Below are 18,070 nucleotides of genomic sequence, written 5' to 3'. Positions count from 1 at the left end.
GGCTTTTTTATGGGTTTGGCCTTCAGGCGTAACTTCTGAGGGTCACGGGTGGAATGAAAGACTCAAGCTCGTCTTCGACGGCTTCGATTATTCGCTCTACATCCGCGGCATTCATGACGGTTGCGCAAGGAATGCCTGCAATGGCGATCATGGTCTCGCCACTGGCGCGGTCGAACAGACGGGCGATCATGCTGCCCGGCGCATCCATGCTCGCCTCGAACCCCATGGGATGAAAATGCCAGCGCATCAGCTGGCAGGCGTTTGGAAACGTAACTTTGCTGAAAGATCCTTTGTTCATATGTTGCCCGCCTTCTTCATCGAGCGCTTCCATTAGCTCATGTTAGGAGGGAAGAACCTTCAATGGCTCAACCGGTGACTGCCTTTAAAAGTAGCACCGAGATGTGAAAACCATGTGATTTTTTTCAGTCCGTTTGGCGATTGGCGGCTGTTTTTTTGATGTGGATCATGTGTCGGGCTGGTCAGGCGTTGGGCTGATTGTGAGCATTTATTGATGCTGAGACAGAATTTCGGCAAGCTCGGCTTTTTTTCGTCGAGTCCTTTATGCACGCCGATGATGATGGCCCGCTGCAAACCCAGGCCACGGGTGAGACGGTCATGCGCTACCACTTGTGCTGGAAACACCGGGATCTGGACGGCGTGATGGCGCTTTATCACCCGGACATTCAGTACAACGACTTTTTCCAGAATCGCGTCATGGGACTCGACGAACTGCGCGAGTACGTGCGTGACAGCATGCCGCGCAACCCGGACGAAGCGCTTGAACATTCGGATCGTATTCGTCTGGACGGCAACACTGCCTTTATCCAATACCAAATGACGTTGCGCGGCAGCGAGGGGCTAGTGTCATTCCGTTCCAGCGAGGCGATCACGGTGCGCGACGGATTGATCTGGCGCGTCAATGAATACGCCTCGCTGGTGCGTGAACAGGCGCAAAGCCATACGGCTGCCAGTGTGCGCCCGGCAGCCAGTCGCCTGGGGCTTTCACCACGGCAACTGAGTTTCATGGCGCAAGACCTGCAACAGTATTTCGAGCGTCAACAACCCTATCTGGACCCCGAACTGGACCTGCAGCGCGTGGCAAACGAGTGCGGTTACAGCCGCAACCAGATTTCCTACCTGCTGAATCAGGTGCTTGGCCAGAGTTTCTACCGCTACGTTAACCGGGCGCGCCTGCAACATTTGCTCACCGCACTGGATGCTGCCACGGCCCCGGTGCGTGTCGATGAGCTGGCGTTCGCCGCCGGCTTCAATTCGTTATCGGCGTTCTACACCTGTTTCCGCCAACACACCGGCTTGTCGCCGAAGGCTTACGCCAAACAAATTTCTTTGCGTGCACGCGCGCAAGACAGTCCCTGAGCCCACGCACTAGGATCGACGCCATCGAAGTTTGAGTGGTGGGATCTGGCATGTCGGCGTGGCGCACAATCAGTTTGTGGATGGATCAACTCGACGAGCCTTTACTGGCACGTCCCGCGCTGGAGCGCGATCTGGACGTCGACGTGGCGATCATCGGCGCGGGCTACACCGGGCTCTGGACCGCGTATTACCTCAAGCGCCTGGCACCCAGCCTGGATATCGCCATCGTCGAAGCGCAGACCGCCGGTTTTGGCGCGTCGGGTCGTAATGGCGGCTGGCTGATGGGCAACCTGCTGGGCGAAGACCGCCTGCTGGCCGGTTTGCCGGCAGAACAGCGCCGCGCGTCTTTCGATTTGCTGCATGAAATTCCAGATGAGGTCGAAATTGTCATCGAACGTGAAGGCATCGACTGTGATTTTCTGAAAGGCGGGGTGCTGTACTGTGCTGCCCGTTATCCCGAGCAGGAAACCAGCCTGCGCCACTATCTCGACAAGCTCTACAGCCAGGGCCTGACCGAAAGCGACTATCGCTGGCTCAGTCCCGAGCAACTGGCGCAACAGATCAGAGTTGCCAAGCCTTATGGCGGTATCTATGCACCGCACGTTGCGACCATTCACCCGGCAAAGTTGGTGCGAGGGCTGGCCAGAACGGTGGAGCGCATGGGCGTCAAGATTTATGAAAACAGCGCGGTCACCCAATGGCAATCGGGGTCGTTGCGTACAGACAAGGCTCAGGTCCGCAGTCGCTGGATCGTCCCCGCCGTAGAAGGGTACGCAACGACGTTGCCGCCACTTGGGCGTTATCAATTGCCGGTGCAAAGCCTGATGGTGGCGACCGAGCCATTGTCCGCAGCGACCTGGGACGAAATCGGTCTCAGCCACGGCCAGGCGTTCAGTGAAAGCAGTCGTCAGGTCACTTACGGTCAGCGCACGGCAGACAACCGGTTGGTGTTCGGCGCCCGTGGCGGATATCAGTTTGCCGGCAAGCTGCGGCACGACTTCGATTTGACCAACCGCGAAGTGGAGCTGCGGCGCTACCTGTTCAGTGAGCTCTTCCCGCAACTCAAGAACGTGCGGATCACCCATGCATGGGGTGGCAACCTGGGCATGTCCCGGCACTTCAAGCCGCACATGCTGTGTGATCACGCCAGCGGCATTGCCTTGTCCGGCGGTTATGGCGGGGAGGGTGTCGGTGCCAGCAACCTGGGCGGCAGAACCCTGGCTGATCTGATTCTGCAGCGTGATACCGAATTGGTCCGCCAGCCGTGGGTCGTGCCACAAGGACGTCTCGACACGCTCAGGACCTGGGAGCCGGAACCCTGCCGCTGGCTGGGCTACAACGCGATCATCCGTAGCTTCGTCCACGAAGACCAGACCCTGGCCAATCCGGCCACTGCCCCGTGGCGGCGCAAGCTGGCCAGCAAGGTGGCGGGGTTCATGGAAGGTTTCATGCAGTAAACGGCGTTTCTCACACCACAGGTACTCCCATGGACATTACGCAATTCAAAAACACCGCATCCCTGAAACTGCAAGAGTCGAACCCGGTCGCCGTTCCATTGGGAACCCCCGTGGCAACGGCCTCGACCACCAGCGTCGAACGCGACGACGGCGTTGAAACCGGTGTCTGGGAATGCACGCCCGGTCGCTGGCGGCGGCAGATCGTTGCGCAGGAATTCTGTCACTTCATCCAGGGCCGCTGCACCTTCACCCCGGACGACGGTGAAACCCTGCACATAGAAGCCGGTGACGCACTGATGTTGCCAGCCAACAGCACCGGTATCTGGGATATCCAGGAAACCGTGCGCAAGACCTACGTTTTGATTTTCTGACTTTTTGAATTTTGATCTTTTGATTGCCTGCCAGCCCATAAAAAACACAACAGCCTATACAGGAATCGACTCATGATCCGAAAGACATTGACTCTGGCACCCCTTGCGCTCGTTGCGACCCTCAGCCATGCGGCCGAGACCGTGAAGATTTACAACTGGTCCGACTACATCGCCCCTGACACCACCAAGAACTTCCAGAAAGAAACCGGCATTGCCTTCAGCTACGACGTCTACGACAGCAACGAAACCCTCGACGGCAAGTTGATGACCGGGAAATCGGGGTATGACGTGGTGTTCCCGTCCAACCACTTCATGGCCCGGCAGATTCAGGGTGGCGCATTGAAGAAGCTCGACAAGAGTCAGTTGCCGAACTGGAAAAATCTCAACCCGGTATTGCTCAACGCATTGCAAACCAACGACCCCGGCAACGAACATGGCTTCCCGTACCTGTGGGGCAGCACCGGCATCGGCTACAACATTGCCAAGGTCAAAGCCGTATTGGGCGACAACGCGCCAGTTGATTCGTGGGACTTGATCTTCAAGCCCGAGAACATGGCCAAGCTGCAAAAGTGCGGCGTGGCGATCCTCGACAACGGCCCGGAGCTGCTGCCGGCCGCGCTGAACTACCTGGGGCTGCCGCATCACAGCAAAAACCCGGAAGACTACAAAAAAGCTGAAGCGTTGCTCATGAAGGTTCGGCCGTATGTCAGCTATTTCCACTCATCCAAATACACCAGCGACCTGGCCAATGGCGACATCTGCGTGGCCGTCGGCTTCTCTGGCGACATCCTGCAAGCCGAGAACCGCGCCAAGGAAGCCAAGAACGGCGTGGACATCGGTTACGCGATTCCCAAGGAAGGGGCCGCGATCTGGTTCGATATGGTCGCCATGCCCGCCGACGCCCCGGACGACAAGGCCGGCTATGCCTTCATGAATTACCTGCTGCGCCCCAACGTCATGGCCGACATCAGCAATTACGTGCACTACGCCAACGGCAACGAACAGGCCGACAGCCTGATCGACCCTGCCATCAAGAACGACACCAAGGTTTATCCGAGCCCGGAAATGATGGGCAAGCTGTTCGCGCTCGAAGCGATGCCGCTGAACATCGACCGAATCCGCACGCGGGTGTGGAACAAGATCCGGACGGGGAGCTGAGGGGGCAGGCCGGCAACGCTGTGGATTCCTTGCCTCCTTACAATGGTCAGGAGGCAATGGAATGCCTTACGGCTTGAACGCGGGTCGACTGCGTATTGGCCGCTTCCCGAAATCTTGCCAAATATAATTAAACTGATATCAATTCACTGGCACTGATACTAATAAGTCCGAAAAAACCGAGACGCCTTAGTCATAAAATAACTTAGGCCTATTTAATATTTAAATAGGCAATTGTCAGACAATCTTCCCGAACCCCCCTATTTACAAGATTATTTCGACAGCGCACGCATTATTTCCGGGTACTTGCTGGAACAACACAACTTGACGTCAAAAAAACAGTAGACGTTTGATTTCGAATTGTGTCAGTTTTCTTTCGCCTTCATTGGGCGAGTGATAGGACGATCTCGCCAGAGATTGTCGCTATCTGAAAAAAACTGTTCCATTGCTAAACAAGGAAGTGTGTTTATGTCGAATGTAAAAGACAACGCTGTCGGTCTTGCCGAACAGGCCTTTGCACCATTGGCTGCACCGAGTTCGGCTTACAGTCAGATCAACAGTTTCAGCCATCAGTATGACCGGGGTGGCAATCTCACGGTCAATGGCAAACCCTCCTATTCCGTCGACCAGGCAGCGACCCAATTGCTGCGCGACGGTGCTGCCTACCAGGACAAGGACGGCAGCGGCAAAATCGAACTGACCTACACGTTCCTGACCTCGGCATCGTCGAGCACCATGAACAAGCACGGTATTACCGGCTTCAGTCAGTTCAGCTCGCAACAAAAAGCCCAGGCTGTGCTCGCCATGCAATCCTGGTCTGACGTTGCAAATGTCACCTTCGCCGAAAAGGCCACAGGCGGCGACGGTCACATGACCTTCGGCAATTACAGCGGTGGTCAGGACGGCGCAGCGGCATTTGCCTATCTGCCTGGCACGGGTGCAGGTTACGACGGTTCTTCGTGGTACCTGACCAACAGCAGCTACACGCCGAACAAGACACCGGATCTGAACAATTACGGTCGTCAAACCCTGACTCACGAAATCGGCCACACCCTGGGCCTGGCGCATCCTGGCGACTACAACGCCGGTGAAGGTGCACCGACCTACAACGACGCCTCCTACGGGCAAGACACCCGCGGTTACAGCGTCATGAGCTACTGGAGCGAAAGCAATACCAGCCAGAACTTCAGCAAGGGCGGTGTCGAAGCCTATTCGTCCGGGCCGTTGATGGATGACATTGCCGCGATCCAGAAACTCTACGGTGCCAACACCACCACCCGAACCGGTGACACCACCTACGGCTTCAACTCCAACGCCGGTCGCGACTTCCTGAGCGCGTCTTCGGCGTCGGACAAGGTGGTGTTCTCGGTGTGGGATGCGGGCGGCAAAGACACACTGGATTTCTCCGGTTTCACCCAGAACCAGAAGATCAACCTCAATGAAGCCTCGTTCTCCGATGTCGGCGGCCTGGTGGGCAACGTGTCGATTGCCAAGGGCGCAATCATCGAGAACGCAATTGGCGGTTCGGGCAACGACCTGCTGATCGGTAATGGCGTGTCCAACGAGCTCAAGGGCGGTGCCGGCAACGACATCCTCTACGGCGCGGGCGGCGCGGACAAGCTGTGGGGCGGCGCTGGGTCGGACACCTTTGTGTTCGCGGCCAGCAGCGATTCCAGGCCAGGGACTGCCGACCAGATCCTCGACTTTGTCAGCGGCCTGGACAAGATCGACCTGACCGGCATCACCAATGGCGCGGGCCTGCATTTCGTGAATTCGTTCACTGGCGCAGCAGGCGATGCGGTGTTGACCTCGTCGGCCGGTAACAGCCTGTTGTCGGTGGACTTCTCCGGGCACGGCGTGGCTGATTTCCTGGTCAGCACCGTGGGCCAGGCAGCGTTCTCGGACATCGCGGCGTAAATTGAGGCAAAAGGAGGGTGGCGCCGATGCGCTGCCCTCTGCGCAACAAACCTGCAAGCTGGAGTACAACAACCTATGGCTGATAAGGCCTTGATCCGTCGAACAATCGCGTGGCTTCTGGCGACGTTCATGATTTTTATTGGAGAGACCGCCATGGCAAGTAGCTTGAAATTGACAGATCCCTCGGAATTGGCCGGCAAATGGCAGGCAACCTTGAGTGCCAGGGATAACCCCCCAGAGTCCCTGGTTTTGCAGGACAAACCGTCCAAGGTGTGCATCATCGACTTCCAGTTGCAGCAGACACTGGGTGACGGCGCAGAGTGTTTAAGCGCATGGCTGGCGGGTGAAAAAGCGACCGGTTGGTTCACTGAGCCGGACGGTATTGCGATTACCGGTAACGAAGGTTCAAAGATTCTGTTTCTCAGCCGCCAGCGTGATGGCTCGTATACAGCCACATTGAAATCCGCTCTGGTCATAACATTTGTGCATCAAGCGCAGTAATAAACAGACAGCGGTCATTATGTGATAAGCCCTAAACCAGATTAAAAGTTGTTATTCATTTGTAAGCGCTAGTTCGCCAAACCTATGGCCGCCTCTGCACGAACAGTTAATGGAAACTTCGTCAGGTATGACGGGGAATAACACCTCAGGAAGAACCCATGAAGATGGCAAAGAGCCCAGCCACCGCACCACTATTAAAAACCTTGGGCGACTACAAGAGCATCCTGATCAGCGTAGGGTGTTTCACCGCGTTAATTAACGTGTTGATGCTGGTCCCATCGATTTACATGCTCCAGGTCTATGACCGCGTGCTGTCTTCGCAAAACGAAACTACCCTGGCCATGTTGTCGCTGATGGTGGTCGGGTTCTTTGCCTTCATCGGTTTGCTTGAGGTCGTGCGCAGCTTCATTGTTATTCGCATCGGCAGCCAGTTGGAACGGCGCTTCAATTTGCGGGTGTATCAGGCCGCGTTCGAACGCAACCTGTTCAAAGGCGAAGGCAATGCCGGGCAATCCCTCGGGGACCTGACCCACATTCGCCAATTCGTCACCGGGCCTGCGCTGTTCGCGTTCTTCGACGCGCCGTGGTTTCCGGTGTACCTGTTCGTTATCTACCTGTTCAACATCTGGCTCGGTGTATTGGCCACCGCGGGCGCGGTGTTACTGATCGGCCTGGCATGCCTCAACGAGGCGATGACCAAAAAGCCATTGGGGGAGGCGGCGGGGTTTTCGCAGAAATCCAGCCAACTGGCGACCAGCCACCTGCACAACGCCGAAACCATCCAGGCGATGGGCATGCTCGGGGTGTTGCGCAAGCGTTGGTTTCAGGTGCACTCGCGCTTCCTGGGCCTGCAGAATCAGGCCAGCGACACCGGCGCCGTCATCAGTTCCCTGAGCAAAACCTTGCGTCTGTGCCTGCAATCCCTGGTGCTGGGCCTGGGTGCATTGTTGGTCATCAAGGGCGACATGACCGCCGGGATGATGATCGCCGGGTCCATTCTGATGGGCCGCGTCCTCAGTCCAATCGATCAGTTGATCGCAGTCTGGAAACAATGGAGCGGCGCCAAGCTCGCTTACCGTCGTCTTGATGCTTTGCTGCAGGCTTTTCCGCCGAGTGACGAGGCGATGTCACTGCCGGCGCCGAAGGGGCAGATTACTTTTGAACAGGTCAGTGCCGGTCCGCCGGGGCGCCGCGCCGCGACCCTGCACATGGTCAATTTCAGCCTGGGTGCCGGTGAAGTCATGGGCGTGCTCGGCGCCTCCGGCTCCGGCAAATCGACTCTGGCCCGGGTGCTGGTCGGCGTCTGGCCAACCCTGGGCGGCACCGTGCGGCTCGACGGCGCCGACATCCATCGCTGGAACCGCGACGACCTCGGCCCCTACATCGGCTACTTGCCGCAGGACATCGAGTTGTTCAGTGGCAGCATCGCTGAAAACATTGCGCGGTTTCGTGAAGCCGATCCGCAAAAAGTCGTCGAGGCTGCGCAACAGGCGGGCGTGCATGAGCTGATCCTGCGCATGCCGCAAGGCTACGACACGGTGTTGGGCGAGGACGGCAGCGGTCTGTCCGGCGGTCAGAAACAACGGGTGGCGTTGGCCCGTGCGCTGTACGGCAATCCAAGCCTGGTGGTGCTCGATGAGCCCAATTCCAACCTCGATACCGTGGGCGAAGCGGCCTTGGCGGGCGCCATCGCGCACATGAAAGCCCGGGGCACCAGCGTGATTCTGGTGACCCATCGTTCTTCGGCCTTGGCCCAGGCCGACAAATTGCTGGTCCTCAACGAAGGCCGTTTGCAGGCCCACGGCCCCAGTCAGGAGGTGCTCAAGGCACTTTCCGGCACCCAGGAACAGCAACGTGAAAAAACTGCGCAAGCACCGGGCGGGCTCAACCTGAGTCGCCAGAATCAGCCCACGACAAGGAATTCGGGTGTATGACCAGCGCACGCATGAACACTGAAAACGAAGCGACGATGGAACACGATTACATCGCCGAACGCCCCGAGCGCGATGCGCGTTTCTTCGCCCGCATGGGCTGGTTCCTGGCCATCGTCGGCGCGGGCAGCTTTTTCACCTGGGCCAGTCTTGCGCCGCTCGATCAAGGCATCCCGGTGCAAGGCACGGTGGTGGTGTCGGGCAAGCGCAAGGCCGTGCAATCGATGAGCGGCGGCGTCGTCAGCCGGATTCTGGTGCGCGAAGGCCAGGTGGTGAAGCTGGGCCAGCCGCTGTTCCAGCTCGACCAGACCCAGGTCGCGGCCGACGTGCAATCGTTGCAAGCGCAATACCGCATGGCCTGGGCCAGCCTGGCCCGCTGGCAAAGCGAACGCGACAACCTCAAGCAAGTGAATTTCCCCGCAGAACTGAGCAACGATCCCGATCCACGCCTGGCGTTGGTCCTTGAAGGCCAGCGGCAATTGTTCAGTAGCCGTCGCGAAGCATTTTCCCGCGAACAGGCAGCCTTGCGTGCCAGTATCGAAGGAGCCGGGGCACAACTGGCCGGCATGCGCCGTGCGCGCTCGGACCTGACGGCACAGGCCAGCTCCCTGCAAAAACAGTTGAGCAATCTGCAGCCCTTGGCGGACAACGGCTACATCCCCAGCAACCGGTTGATGGAGTACCAGCGTCAGCTGTCGCAAGTTCAGCAGCAATTGGCGGAAAACGCCGGCGAAAGCGGCCGGGTGGAGCAGGGCATCATTGAATCGCGCCTGAAGCTGCAACAGCACATCGAGGAGTACCAGAAAGAAGTCCGGACCCAGTTGGCCGACGCGCAGCTCAAAAGCGTGACGCTGGAAGAACAACTGACTTCCGCCGGCTTCGATCTGCAACACAGCGAGATCATCGCCACCGCCGACGGCATTGCGGTCAACCTTGGGGTGCATACCGAAGGCGCCGTGGTGCGTCAGGGCGAAACCCTGCTGGAGATCGTGCCCCAAGGCACGCGCCTGGAAGTGGAAGGGCACCTGCCGATCAATTTGATCGACAAGGTTGGCACTCACTTGCCGGTGGACATCCTGTTCACCGCGTTCAATCAAAGCCGTACACCGCGTGTCCCAGGCGAGGTCAGCCTGATCTCCGCCGACCAGATGGTCGACGAGAAAACCGGCGCGCCGTACTACGTGCTGCGCAGCAGCGTCAGCGATCAGGCGATGGAAAAACTCCACGGCCTGGTGATCAAGCCCGGCATGCCGGCGGAAATGTTCGTGCGCACCGGTGAACGTTCACTCCTCAATTATCTGTTCAAACCGCTGCTCGACCGGGCAGGTTCCGCGTTGACTGAGGAATAAGGATGTTCGGCTGTATGAATAAGCTTTCCATGCTCGCGGCAACCCTGGCGTTGCTGACGTGCAACAGTGTGATGGCCATGGGGCCGTTCGATATCTACGAGCAAGCGTTGCGTAATGATCCGGTGTTTCTCGGCGCGATGAAGGAGCGCGATGCCGGCCTTGAAAACCGCATCATTGGTCGGGCCGGCTTGTTGCCGAAACTGGGTTACAACTACAACAAGGGCCGCAATACCTCCAAGGTCACCTACCTCAATGAGCGCGGGCAAAACCAGAGCGATGACCGCAACTACAACAGTTACGGTTCGACCTTGACCCTGCAACAACCCTTGATCGATTACGAAGCCTACGCGGCGTATCGCAAAGGCGTGGCGCAATCGTTGTTTGCCGATGAAGCGTTCCGTGGCAAGAGTCAGGAATTGCTGGTGCGCGTCCTGGAAAACTACACCAAGGCGCTGTTCGCCCAGGATCAGATCGACATTGCGCTGGCCAAGAAAAAGGCCTTCGAGCAGCAGTTCCAGCAGAACGAGCAAATGTTCCGTCAGGGCGAGGGCACACGCACCGACATTCTTGAAGCCGAGTCCCGTTACGAGCTGGCAACCGCCGAGGAAATCGAGGCGCGCAACGAACAGGATGTGTCCTTGCGTGAACTGGGCGCGCTGATTGGCGTGCAGGCCATCGACATCGCGGACCTCGCCCCGCTGGACCAGAACTTTCAGACGTTCAGCCTGCAACCGGCCAACTATGACACCTGGCACGAGATGGCCGTGGCCAACAACCCGAACCTGGCCTCCCAGCGCCAGGCGGTGGAAGTCGCGCGTTATGAAGTCGAACGCAACCGCGCCGGGCACTTTCCCAAAGTCAGTGCCTACGCCTCGGTGCGCCAGAACGAGTCGGAAAGCGGCAACACGTACAACCAGCGTTATGACACCAACACCATCGGCATCGAAGTCAACGTGCCGCTGTATGCCGGCGGCGGGGTGTCGGCGTCGACCCGTCAGGCCAGCCGCACCATGGAACAGGCCGAGTACGAACTGGATGGCAAAACCCGGGAAACGTTGATCGAGCTGCGCCGGCAGTTCAGTGCCTGCCTGTCGGGTGTGAACAAGCTGCGCGCCTATCAAAAAGCCCTGAAGTCCGCCGAAGCGCTGGTGGTCTCGACCAAACAAAGCATTTTGGGCGGTGAGCGGGTCAACCTCGATGCGCTGAACGCCGAACAACAACTATTTACCACCCGCCGGGATTTGGCCCAGGCAAGGTACGACTACCTGATGGCCTGGACCAAGTTGCATTACTACGCCGGCACCTTGAGCGAACAGGACCTCGCCAAGGTGGACGAGGCGTTTGGACAGGGCCCGCGAACACAATAAAGCACCACGAATACCCCTGTAGGAGCTGTCGAGTGCAACGAGCCTGCGATCTTTTGACTTAACTTTTTTTAAAGATCCAGACCCAAAGATCGCAGCCTCGTTGCACTCGACAGCTCCTACACAGCTAGGTTTGCGTGAAGGCTGCATGCACTGGAAGCTCCGGGGCGCCTCTTCAGTGGGGCGTCCTGGTTGTGAGCTATCTCTGACAATTCCAACAACAAGAGAGGCAATACCAATGGGTGTGTACGACTACAAAAACTTCGGCACGGCAGATTCCAAAGCGTTATTCACTGACGCGATGGCAATCACGCTGTATTCCTACCACAACCTCGATAACGGCTTCGCCACCGGTTACCAGCACAACGGCTTTGGACTTGGGCTGCCGGCGACGCTGGTCACTGCGTTGCTGGGCGGCACCGATTCCCAAGGGGTGATTCCCGGCATTCCATGGAACCCCGACTCGGAAAAAGCCGCGCTGGATGCCGTGCACAAAGCCGGCTGGACGCCGATCACCGCCTCGCAACTGGGCTATGACGGCAAGGTCGATGCGCACGGAACGTTCTTCGGTGAGAAAGCTGGCTACACCAGCGCGCAGGTGGAGATTCTCGGCAAGTACGATGCGCAGGGGCATCTGACTGAAATCGGCATCGCCTTTCGTGGCACCAGCGGTCCGAGGGAAACCTTGATCAGCGACTCCATCGGTGACGTGATCAACGATCTGCTGGCGGCGTTGGGTCCCAAGGATTATGCGAAAAACTACGTTGGCGAAGCCTTCGGCAATTTGCTGGGCGATGTCGCGGCGTTTGCCCAGGCCAATGGCCTGTCGGGCAAAAACGTCCTGGTCAGCGGCCACAGCCTTGGCGGGTTGGCGGTCAACAGCCTGGCGGACTTGAGCACTGGCAAGTGGAACGGCTTCTACCAGGACTCCAATTACATTGCCTACGCGTCGCCAACCCAGAGCAGCACCGACAAAGTGCTCAACGTCGGTTACGAAAACGATCCGGTGTTTCGTGCCCTCGACGGTTCCTCCTTTAACCTGTCGTCGGTGGGCGTGCACGATGCTCCCAAGGAGTCGACGACCGATAACATCGTCAGCTTCAATGACCACTACGCCTCGACGGCGTGGAATGTGCTGCCGTTCTCCATCCTCAACATCCCGACGTGGATCTCGCACCTGCCCACTGCCTATGGCGACGGCATGAATCGGGTCATCGAATCGTCGTTCTACGACCTCACCGGCAAAGACTCGACGATCATCGTCGCCAACCTCTCGGACCCGGCGCGCGCCACGACCTGGGTGCAGGACCTGAATCGCAACGCTGACACCCACAAGGGCAGCACATTCATCATCGGCAGCGACGGCAATGACCTGATCCAGGGCGGCAAGGGCAATGACTATATGGAGGGCCGTGACGGCAACGACACCTTCCGCGATGCGGGCGGCTACAACATCCTGCTCGGCGGCAAGGGCAACAACGTGCTGGACTTGCAGCAATCAGTGAAAGGGTTTGAGTTCGCCAATGACGGCGCCGGCAACCTCTACGTGCGGGATGCCCAAGGCGGCATCAGCATCACCCGCGACATCGGCAGCGTCGTCAGCCAGGAACCGGGGGGCTTGTGGGGACTGCTCAAGGATGAAGTGACCCACAGCGTCACGGCCAATGGTCTGGTGGCGGGTAATAACCTGACGCAATACGCGTCCTCGGTGAAGGGGGGCACGGGTGCCGATACGCTCAAGGCCCAGGCGACGGGCGACTGGTTGTTTGGCCTGGACGGTAACGATCATCTGATCGGCGGCAAGGGCAATGATGTGTTGGTGGGCGGGGCGGGGAACGACCTGATGGAATCGGGCGGCGGGATCGATACGTTCCTGTTCAGCGGCGCGTTCGGTCAGGATCGAGTGCTGGGCTATCAAGCCAACGACAAGTTGGTGTTTCTCGGGGTGCAGGGGGTGACGCCGAGCGATGATTATCGGGCGCATGCCACGGCAGTGGGGCACGATACGGTGCTGACGTTTGGTGCGGATTCGGTGACGCTGGTCGGGGTCGGACTGGACAGTTTGTCCGGCTCAGGGATTGTGATTGCCTGATAGTCCTGTGGCGCCGGTAGGGGCCTCATCGCGGGCAAGCCCGCTCCCACAGGTTGCAAGTCGAATGCATAACTGTGGGAGCGGGCTTGCCCGCGATAAACGATAACGCAGTCCTCAATCTTCCTTGCGAACCGTCGCCACGTCGTTGGCATTGACCCTCACTTTCGCCCCGGAAATATCCTCGAACTCGTAAAAACCGTCCTTGGACTTGGTCTTCGGCATGTCCTTGGTCAAATACTGGGTGCCGTTCTGCAAGGTCACGACTGTGGGTGTAGAGCAACCGGCCAGCACCAGAAACGCTACCGCGGCCAGTGGCAAACTCAGAATCCTGATATTCATAAACACCTCTAACAATGCCAAAAAAAATCATCTATGTCGGTTGGTGCCGTGGATCAAAGGAAAGTTCGATAACCCGCGCAAATTGCCAATTAGCGCCGCCGCTTATCCTTTTCCGTTTGCACCGGGTACGCCTTGGCTGGTATCTGTACGCATAACCAGTACTCACTTCCCAATGGCCCTGTTTTTCTGTGACTGAGAATCCGCTCGACGATCCGTTCTACTACTTGAACAACTTCATGCAAGTCCTTGATTGGCTTGAACACCGCTACGGCGATGTGCTCAGCGTCGAGGAGCAGGCCTTCGTCCAGGATTTCCGTCGACAACCCCGTGAATCCCGCGCACTGCTGGTCAGGATGGTGATGCGCAAGGGCGTGCATTTCAGGGCCGGGAAACTGAGCTACCTGGAGATCGGCGACATTGCCCGTGCTGCCGAACCGTTATTGGCGGCAGGCTGGATCGATGAACACTCGCCCTTGCCGATCGTGGAGCTGTTCGACGTGCTGCTCAAGGCTGAAATTCTCCAGTGCTTCGGTACGGTCATCGAACAGCCCAAAGGCAAAAAGTCCGATTGGCTACCGTCGTTGAGCGAACAGTTATGCGATGCCCGAAGCTTCAGCCAATGGTGCCCGCAACTCGATGACCGACTGTTTACCCTGACCATCATGAGCTTGTGTGACCGGTTGCGGTTGATGTTTTTCGGCAATCTTTATCAGGACTGGTCGGAGTTCGTGCTGGCCGACCTCGGCATTTTTACCTATGAGAAAGTCGAGTTCTGCGCCGAGTCCCGGGGCCTGCGCTGCCGTGAAGACGTGGACGCCTGTGTGTTCCTGCACCAATGCCAGCAACGTTTCGAGGCGGGTGAGGCGGTGGCGGACATCGTCGAGCAAATCAATGCGCTGGAACTCAGCAACCCATGGCTGCAAAGACGCCGGGGCAAGCTGTTGTTCCAGATCGGCCAGCATTGCGAACGCCTGGCGGATTTCTCCACCGCGCTGACCATTTACCGCGACTGCGCCTATCCTGGCGCACGGGTACGACTGATTCGGGTGTTGGAGCGCTGTGGTGAATATCAACTGGCCATGGACCTGGCGACTCACGCCGAACAAACGCCGGAAAGCGCCGCCGAGCATCAACATCTGTTGCGCGTACTGCCCAGGCTGCGGCGCAAACTGGGCGGCCCGGCGATGAAACGGCCAGCGCCCCGGGACATGCAGCGACTGGACCTGCAATTGCCCAGAGTCGATCCAGCGCTGTCGGTGGAATATTACGTTCAGGCCCACCTGGCGCAGGATTCGGCGCCAGTGCATTACGTCGAAAACAGCCTGATCAACTCTCTGTTCGGGCTGCTGTGCTGGCCGGCAATCTTTGCGCCGTTACCTGGCGCTTTTTTTCACCCGTTCCAGCGCGGGCCGGTCGATCTGCTGAACGAGGACTTCCATGCGCGTCGGGCCGGGTTGTTTGAGGCGTGTCTGGCCGAACTCGATGACGGGCGCTACGTACAAACCCTGCGTGAGCGGTATGTCGCCAAGTGGGGCGTGCAGTCGCCGTTCGTGTTCTGGGGCGCGTTGAGCCAGGAACTGCTCGATCAGGCCCTCGATTGCCTGCCGCCCGAGCACCTCAAGCATTGGTTCAATCGGCTGCTGATGGACATCAAGGCCAACCGCGCCGGCATGCCGGACCTGATTCAGTTCTGGCCGCAAGACAAGACCTACCGCATGATCGAAGTCAAAGGCCCCGGCGATCGCTTGCAAGACAACCAATTGCGCTGGCTGGAGTTCTGTCACGAACACCAGATGCCGATCGCCGTCTGTTACGTGCAATGGTCGGAGCAGAGCGCTTGAGCTACAGCATCGCGGTGCGGGCGTTGTGCGAATTCACCGCCAAGGTCGGTGACCTGGACCTGCGATTTACCCCGTCGCCCACGGCGCTGGAAGGCATCGTCGGGCACCGCACCGTCGCTTCACGGCGCAGCGAGGGTTATCAAAGCGAAGTGGCCCTCGAAGGCCTGTACCGAACCTTGACCGTGAAGGGCAGGGCGGACGGTTACGATCCTGCGCAAAACTGCCTGGAAGAAGTCAAAACCTATCGCGGCGACCTGAGCAAACAACCGGCCAACCACCGCCAGTTGCACTGGGCACAAGCGAAAATCTACGGCTGGCTGATGTGCCAGAAGCTGGAACTGGCCCGGATCAATCTGGCGCTGGTGTACTTCGACATCGTCAGTGAAAAGGAAACCTGCCTGGTCGAAGCCTTCAGCGCTGAGCAACTGCAGCAGTTCTTCGAACATCACTGCGGATTGTTTCTGCACTGGGCCGAGCAGGAAATGGCCCATCGTGATGCGCGCAATCACGCGGCGCAGCAGTTGGCATTTCCCCACGCCAGCTTTCGTGCGGGGCAACGGCATCTGGCTGAGTCGGTGTTCAAGGCGGTCAGTACCGGACGCTGCCTGATGGCTCAGGCGCCCACCGGAATCGGCAAGACCCTGGGCACGCTGTTCCCGATGCTCAAGGCCCTGGCGCCGCAGCAACTGGACAAAGTGTTCTTTCTCACCGCGAAGACACCGGGGCGAAAACTGGCGCTGGACGCCGCGCAAGTGATCCTTCAAAGCACCGCTGCGCCGCCGTTGCGGGTGCTGGAAATGATCGCCCGGGACAAGGCCTGCGAACACCCGGACAAAGCCTGTCACGGTGAGTCCTGTCCGTTGGCCCAGGGTTTTTATGATCGGTTGCCCGCCGCTCGCCAGGCCGCCAGCAAGCTGAGCCTGCTCGACCAGGCCGCCTTGCGCCAGGTTGCCCTGGCGCATGAGGTTTGTCCTTATTACCTCAGCCAGGAAATGGCCCGTTGGGCAGACGTGGTGGTCGCCGACTACAACTATTACTTCGATTTCAGCGCGCTGCTGTTCGGGCTGGCGCAGGCCAACAACTGGAAAGTTGCGGTGCTGGTGGATGAAGCCCACAACCTGGTCGAGCGTGGCCGGCAGATGTACAGCGCCAGTCTCGAGCAATCGACCCTTGATGGAGTGCGAAAAACCGCTCCCGAGGCGCTGAAAAAATCGTTACAGCGGGTCAATCGAGAGTGGAATGCCTTGCACAACCTGCAAACGGCGCCGTATCAGGCCTACGACAAGGCGCCGGAAAAACTCCTCCAGGCGCTGTCTTCATGCAGCGCGAGCATTGGCGATTATCTCAACGATCACCCCCAGGGCCTGGACAGCGCCTTGCAGGGTTTCTACTTCGACATCCTGCAGTTCTGCCGAGTGGCCGAACTCTTCGATGAACAGTTTCTGTTTGACATCAGCAAACGCGACCTCGACCGCAAGCGTCACCTGTCCCGACTGTGCCTGCGCAACGTGGTGCCCGCCGGTTTCATTCGCCCACGCCTGACGGCCGCGCGCAGCACGGTGATGTTCTCTGCCACCCTCAGCCCTCGGCATTACTACGCCGACCTGCTGGGAACCCCGGCGAACACGGTGTGGATCGATGTCGAATCACCGTTCCATGCCGACCAGCTGAAAGTGCACATCGTCAGCCAGATATCGACCCGATACGTCCACCGCCAAGCATCCCTCGAGCCGATCGTAGAGTTGATTGCACAGCAATTTACCCAACGCCCGGGCAACTACCTGGCGTTTTTCAGCAGCTTTGATTATTTGCAGCAAGTGGCGCAGTTACTGGCCGAACGACACCCGCAGATCACTCTGTGGTCGCAGTCCCGGGGCATGGCCGAAGATCAGCGTCAGGCTTTTCTCGATCAATTCACGGCGCACAGTCAGGGTGTCGGTTTTGCTGTGCTGGGCGGAGCCTTCGGCGAAGGCATCGACTTGCCCGGCGCTCGCCTGATCGGCGCGTTCATCGCCACGCTGGGGCTGGCGCAACTCAATCCGGTCAACGAACAACTGAAGCACCGCATGGCCGCCATCTTCGGTGCCGGTTATGACTACACCTACCTGTTTCCCGGGGTACAGAAAGTGGTGCAGGCGGCGGGACGGGTGATCCGCACGCAACAGGATCAAGGTGTGGTGATGCTGATCGATGACCGGTTTGGCGAGAGCAAGGTCAGGCAGTTGCTGCCGCGCTGGTGGTCAGTCGAACAGGCGCCTTTTCTCTCGATGGTGTAGGAATTTTTACTTTAAAAACAGCTACATATCTTGAAAGACACACACATTTGAACAAACGCTGAAACAGCGCTTTATTCAGAGGACCGGCCAGCACTTCCCG

Annotated in this window: 14 protein-coding genes; 12 read left to right on the top strand and 2 right to left on the bottom strand. The window is 58.6% G+C overall.

Going from position 1 to position 18,070, the window contains the following annotated elements:
- Positions 1-22: 22 nt before the first annotated feature.
- The gene (locus K5K95_RS26830) at positions 23-298 is read right to left on the bottom strand and encodes a DUF1652 domain-containing protein (RefSeq protein WP_222586889.1); all 276 of its coding nucleotides are present in this window, start codon (positions 296-298) and stop codon (positions 23-25) included.
- 263 nt (positions 299-561) lie between these two features.
- On the opposite strand from K5K95_RS26830, the gene K5K95_RS26825 reads away from it, so the two are divergent.
- From K5K95_RS26825 to K5K95_RS26780, 10 genes are all read left to right on the top strand, one after another.
- Positions 562-1,377 carry a nuclear transport factor 2 family protein gene (locus K5K95_RS26825; RefSeq protein WP_222586888.1) on the top strand — a complete coding sequence of 272 codons (816 nt, stop codon included), beginning with the start codon at positions 562-564 and terminating at the stop codon, positions 1,375-1,377.
- A 50-nt stretch (positions 1,378-1,427) separates the two neighbouring features.
- Positions 1,428-2,834 (top strand): NAD(P)/FAD-dependent oxidoreductase, encoded by a 1,407-nt coding sequence (locus K5K95_RS26820; RefSeq protein WP_222586887.1) that lies wholly within the window; start codon positions 1,428-1,430, stop codon positions 2,832-2,834.
- Between the two features lie 29 nt (positions 2,835-2,863).
- A complete protein-coding gene (locus K5K95_RS26815; RefSeq protein ID WP_222586886.1) occupies positions 2,864-3,205 on the top strand; it encodes a cupin domain-containing protein in 342 nt (113 codons plus the stop codon).
- 72 nt (positions 3,206-3,277) lie between these two features.
- Entirely contained in the window at positions 3,278-4,363 is a 1,086-nt protein-coding gene (locus K5K95_RS26810; RefSeq protein WP_222586885.1) for a polyamine ABC transporter substrate-binding protein, read from the top strand.
- A 465-nt stretch (positions 4,364-4,828) separates the two neighbouring features.
- Positions 4,829-6,277: a serralysin family metalloprotease gene (locus tag K5K95_RS26805; RefSeq protein WP_222586884.1), complete on the top strand. Its 1,449-nt coding sequence runs from the start codon at positions 4,829-4,831 to the stop codon at positions 6,275-6,277.
- A gap of 75 nt (positions 6,278-6,352) precedes the next feature.
- Positions 6,353-6,778 carry an AprI/Inh family metalloprotease inhibitor gene (locus K5K95_RS26800; RefSeq protein WP_222586883.1) on the top strand — a complete coding sequence of 142 codons (426 nt, stop codon included), beginning with the start codon at positions 6,353-6,355 and terminating at the stop codon, positions 6,776-6,778.
- A gap of 158 nt (positions 6,779-6,936) precedes the next feature.
- Positions 6,937-8,712, top strand: coding sequence for a type I secretion system permease/ATPase (locus K5K95_RS26795; RefSeq protein ID WP_222586882.1), 1,776 nt, complete (start codon positions 6,937-6,939; stop codon positions 8,710-8,712).
- Positions 8,709-10,058 (top strand): HlyD family type I secretion periplasmic adaptor subunit, encoded by a 1,350-nt coding sequence (locus K5K95_RS26790; RefSeq protein ID WP_222586881.1) that lies wholly within the window; start codon positions 8,709-8,711, stop codon positions 10,056-10,058. Before K5K95_RS26795 ends, K5K95_RS26790 begins: the two co-directional genes overlap by 4 nt.
- Positions 10,059-10,060: 2 nt before the next feature.
- On the top strand, positions 10,061-11,425 hold the full coding sequence (locus K5K95_RS26785) for a TolC family outer membrane protein (RefSeq protein ID WP_222586880.1): 1,365 nt from the start codon (positions 10,061-10,063) through the stop codon (positions 11,423-11,425).
- A gap of 235 nt (positions 11,426-11,660) precedes the next feature.
- Positions 11,661-13,514, top strand: a complete 1,854-nt coding sequence (locus tag K5K95_RS26780; RefSeq protein WP_222586879.1) for a polyurethanase — start codon at positions 11,661-11,663, stop codon at positions 13,512-13,514.
- Between the two features lie 114 nt (positions 13,515-13,628).
- On the opposite strand, the gene K5K95_RS26775 is transcribed toward K5K95_RS26780, so the two are convergent.
- Entirely contained in the window at positions 13,629-13,853 is a 225-nt protein-coding gene (locus K5K95_RS26775) for a YgdI/YgdR family lipoprotein (protein WP_222586878.1), read from the bottom strand.
- A 236-nt stretch (positions 13,854-14,089) separates the two neighbouring features.
- Between K5K95_RS26775 and K5K95_RS26770 the strand changes: the two genes are divergently transcribed.
- Both K5K95_RS26770 and K5K95_RS26765 read left to right on the top strand, forming a co-directional pair.
- Positions 14,090-15,694: a VRR-NUC domain-containing protein gene (locus tag K5K95_RS26770; protein ID WP_222590441.1), complete on the top strand. Its 1,605-nt coding sequence runs from the start codon at positions 14,090-14,092 to the stop codon at positions 15,692-15,694.
- On the top strand, positions 15,691-17,970 hold the full coding sequence (locus K5K95_RS26765) for an ATP-dependent DNA helicase (protein WP_222586877.1): 2,280 nt from the start codon (positions 15,691-15,693) through the stop codon (positions 17,968-17,970). The genes K5K95_RS26770 and K5K95_RS26765 overlap by 4 nt, the downstream gene beginning before the upstream one ends.
- Positions 17,971-18,070 lie beyond the last annotated feature (100 nt).

Origin of the sequence: Pseudomonas sp. DR48, from assembly GCF_019823085.1 — a bacterium.
GTDB lineage: Bacteria > Pseudomonadota > Gammaproteobacteria > Pseudomonadales > Pseudomonadaceae > Aquipseudomonas.
The sequence above is the reverse complement of the archived record's forward strand: the minus strand, read 5'-3'. Positions and strand labels throughout refer to the sequence as shown.

Coding starts and splice junctions, on each gene's coding strand:
- K5K95_RS26830 (WP_222586889.1), bottom strand. CDS start 298: ATGAACAAAGGATCTTTCAGCAAAGTTACGTTTCCAAACGCCTGCCAG.
- K5K95_RS26825 (WP_222586888.1), top strand. CDS start 562: ATGCACGCCGATGATGATGGCCCGCTGCAAACCCAGGCCACGGGTGAG.
- K5K95_RS26820 (WP_222586887.1), top strand. CDS start 1,428: ATGTCGGCGTGGCGCACAATCAGTTTGTGGATGGATCAACTCGACGAG.
- K5K95_RS26815 (WP_222586886.1), top strand. CDS start 2,864: ATGGACATTACGCAATTCAAAAACACCGCATCCCTGAAACTGCAAGAG.
- K5K95_RS26810 (WP_222586885.1), top strand. CDS start 3,278: ATGATCCGAAAGACATTGACTCTGGCACCCCTTGCGCTCGTTGCGACC.
- K5K95_RS26805 (WP_222586884.1), top strand. CDS start 4,829: ATGTCGAATGTAAAAGACAACGCTGTCGGTCTTGCCGAACAGGCCTTT.
- K5K95_RS26800 (WP_222586883.1), top strand. CDS start 6,353: ATGGCTGATAAGGCCTTGATCCGTCGAACAATCGCGTGGCTTCTGGCG.
- K5K95_RS26795 (WP_222586882.1), top strand. CDS start 6,937: ATGAAGATGGCAAAGAGCCCAGCCACCGCACCACTATTAAAAACCTTG.
- K5K95_RS26790 (WP_222586881.1), top strand. CDS start 8,709: ATGACCAGCGCACGCATGAACACTGAAAACGAAGCGACGATGGAACAC.
- K5K95_RS26785 (WP_222586880.1), top strand. CDS start 10,061: ATGTTCGGCTGTATGAATAAGCTTTCCATGCTCGCGGCAACCCTGGCG.
- K5K95_RS26780 (WP_222586879.1), top strand. CDS start 11,661: ATGGGTGTGTACGACTACAAAAACTTCGGCACGGCAGATTCCAAAGCG.
- K5K95_RS26775 (WP_222586878.1), bottom strand. CDS start 13,853: ATGAATATCAGGATTCTGAGTTTGCCACTGGCCGCGGTAGCGTTTCTG.
- K5K95_RS26770 (WP_222590441.1), top strand. CDS start 14,090: ATGCAAGTCCTTGATTGGCTTGAACACCGCTACGGCGATGTGCTCAGC.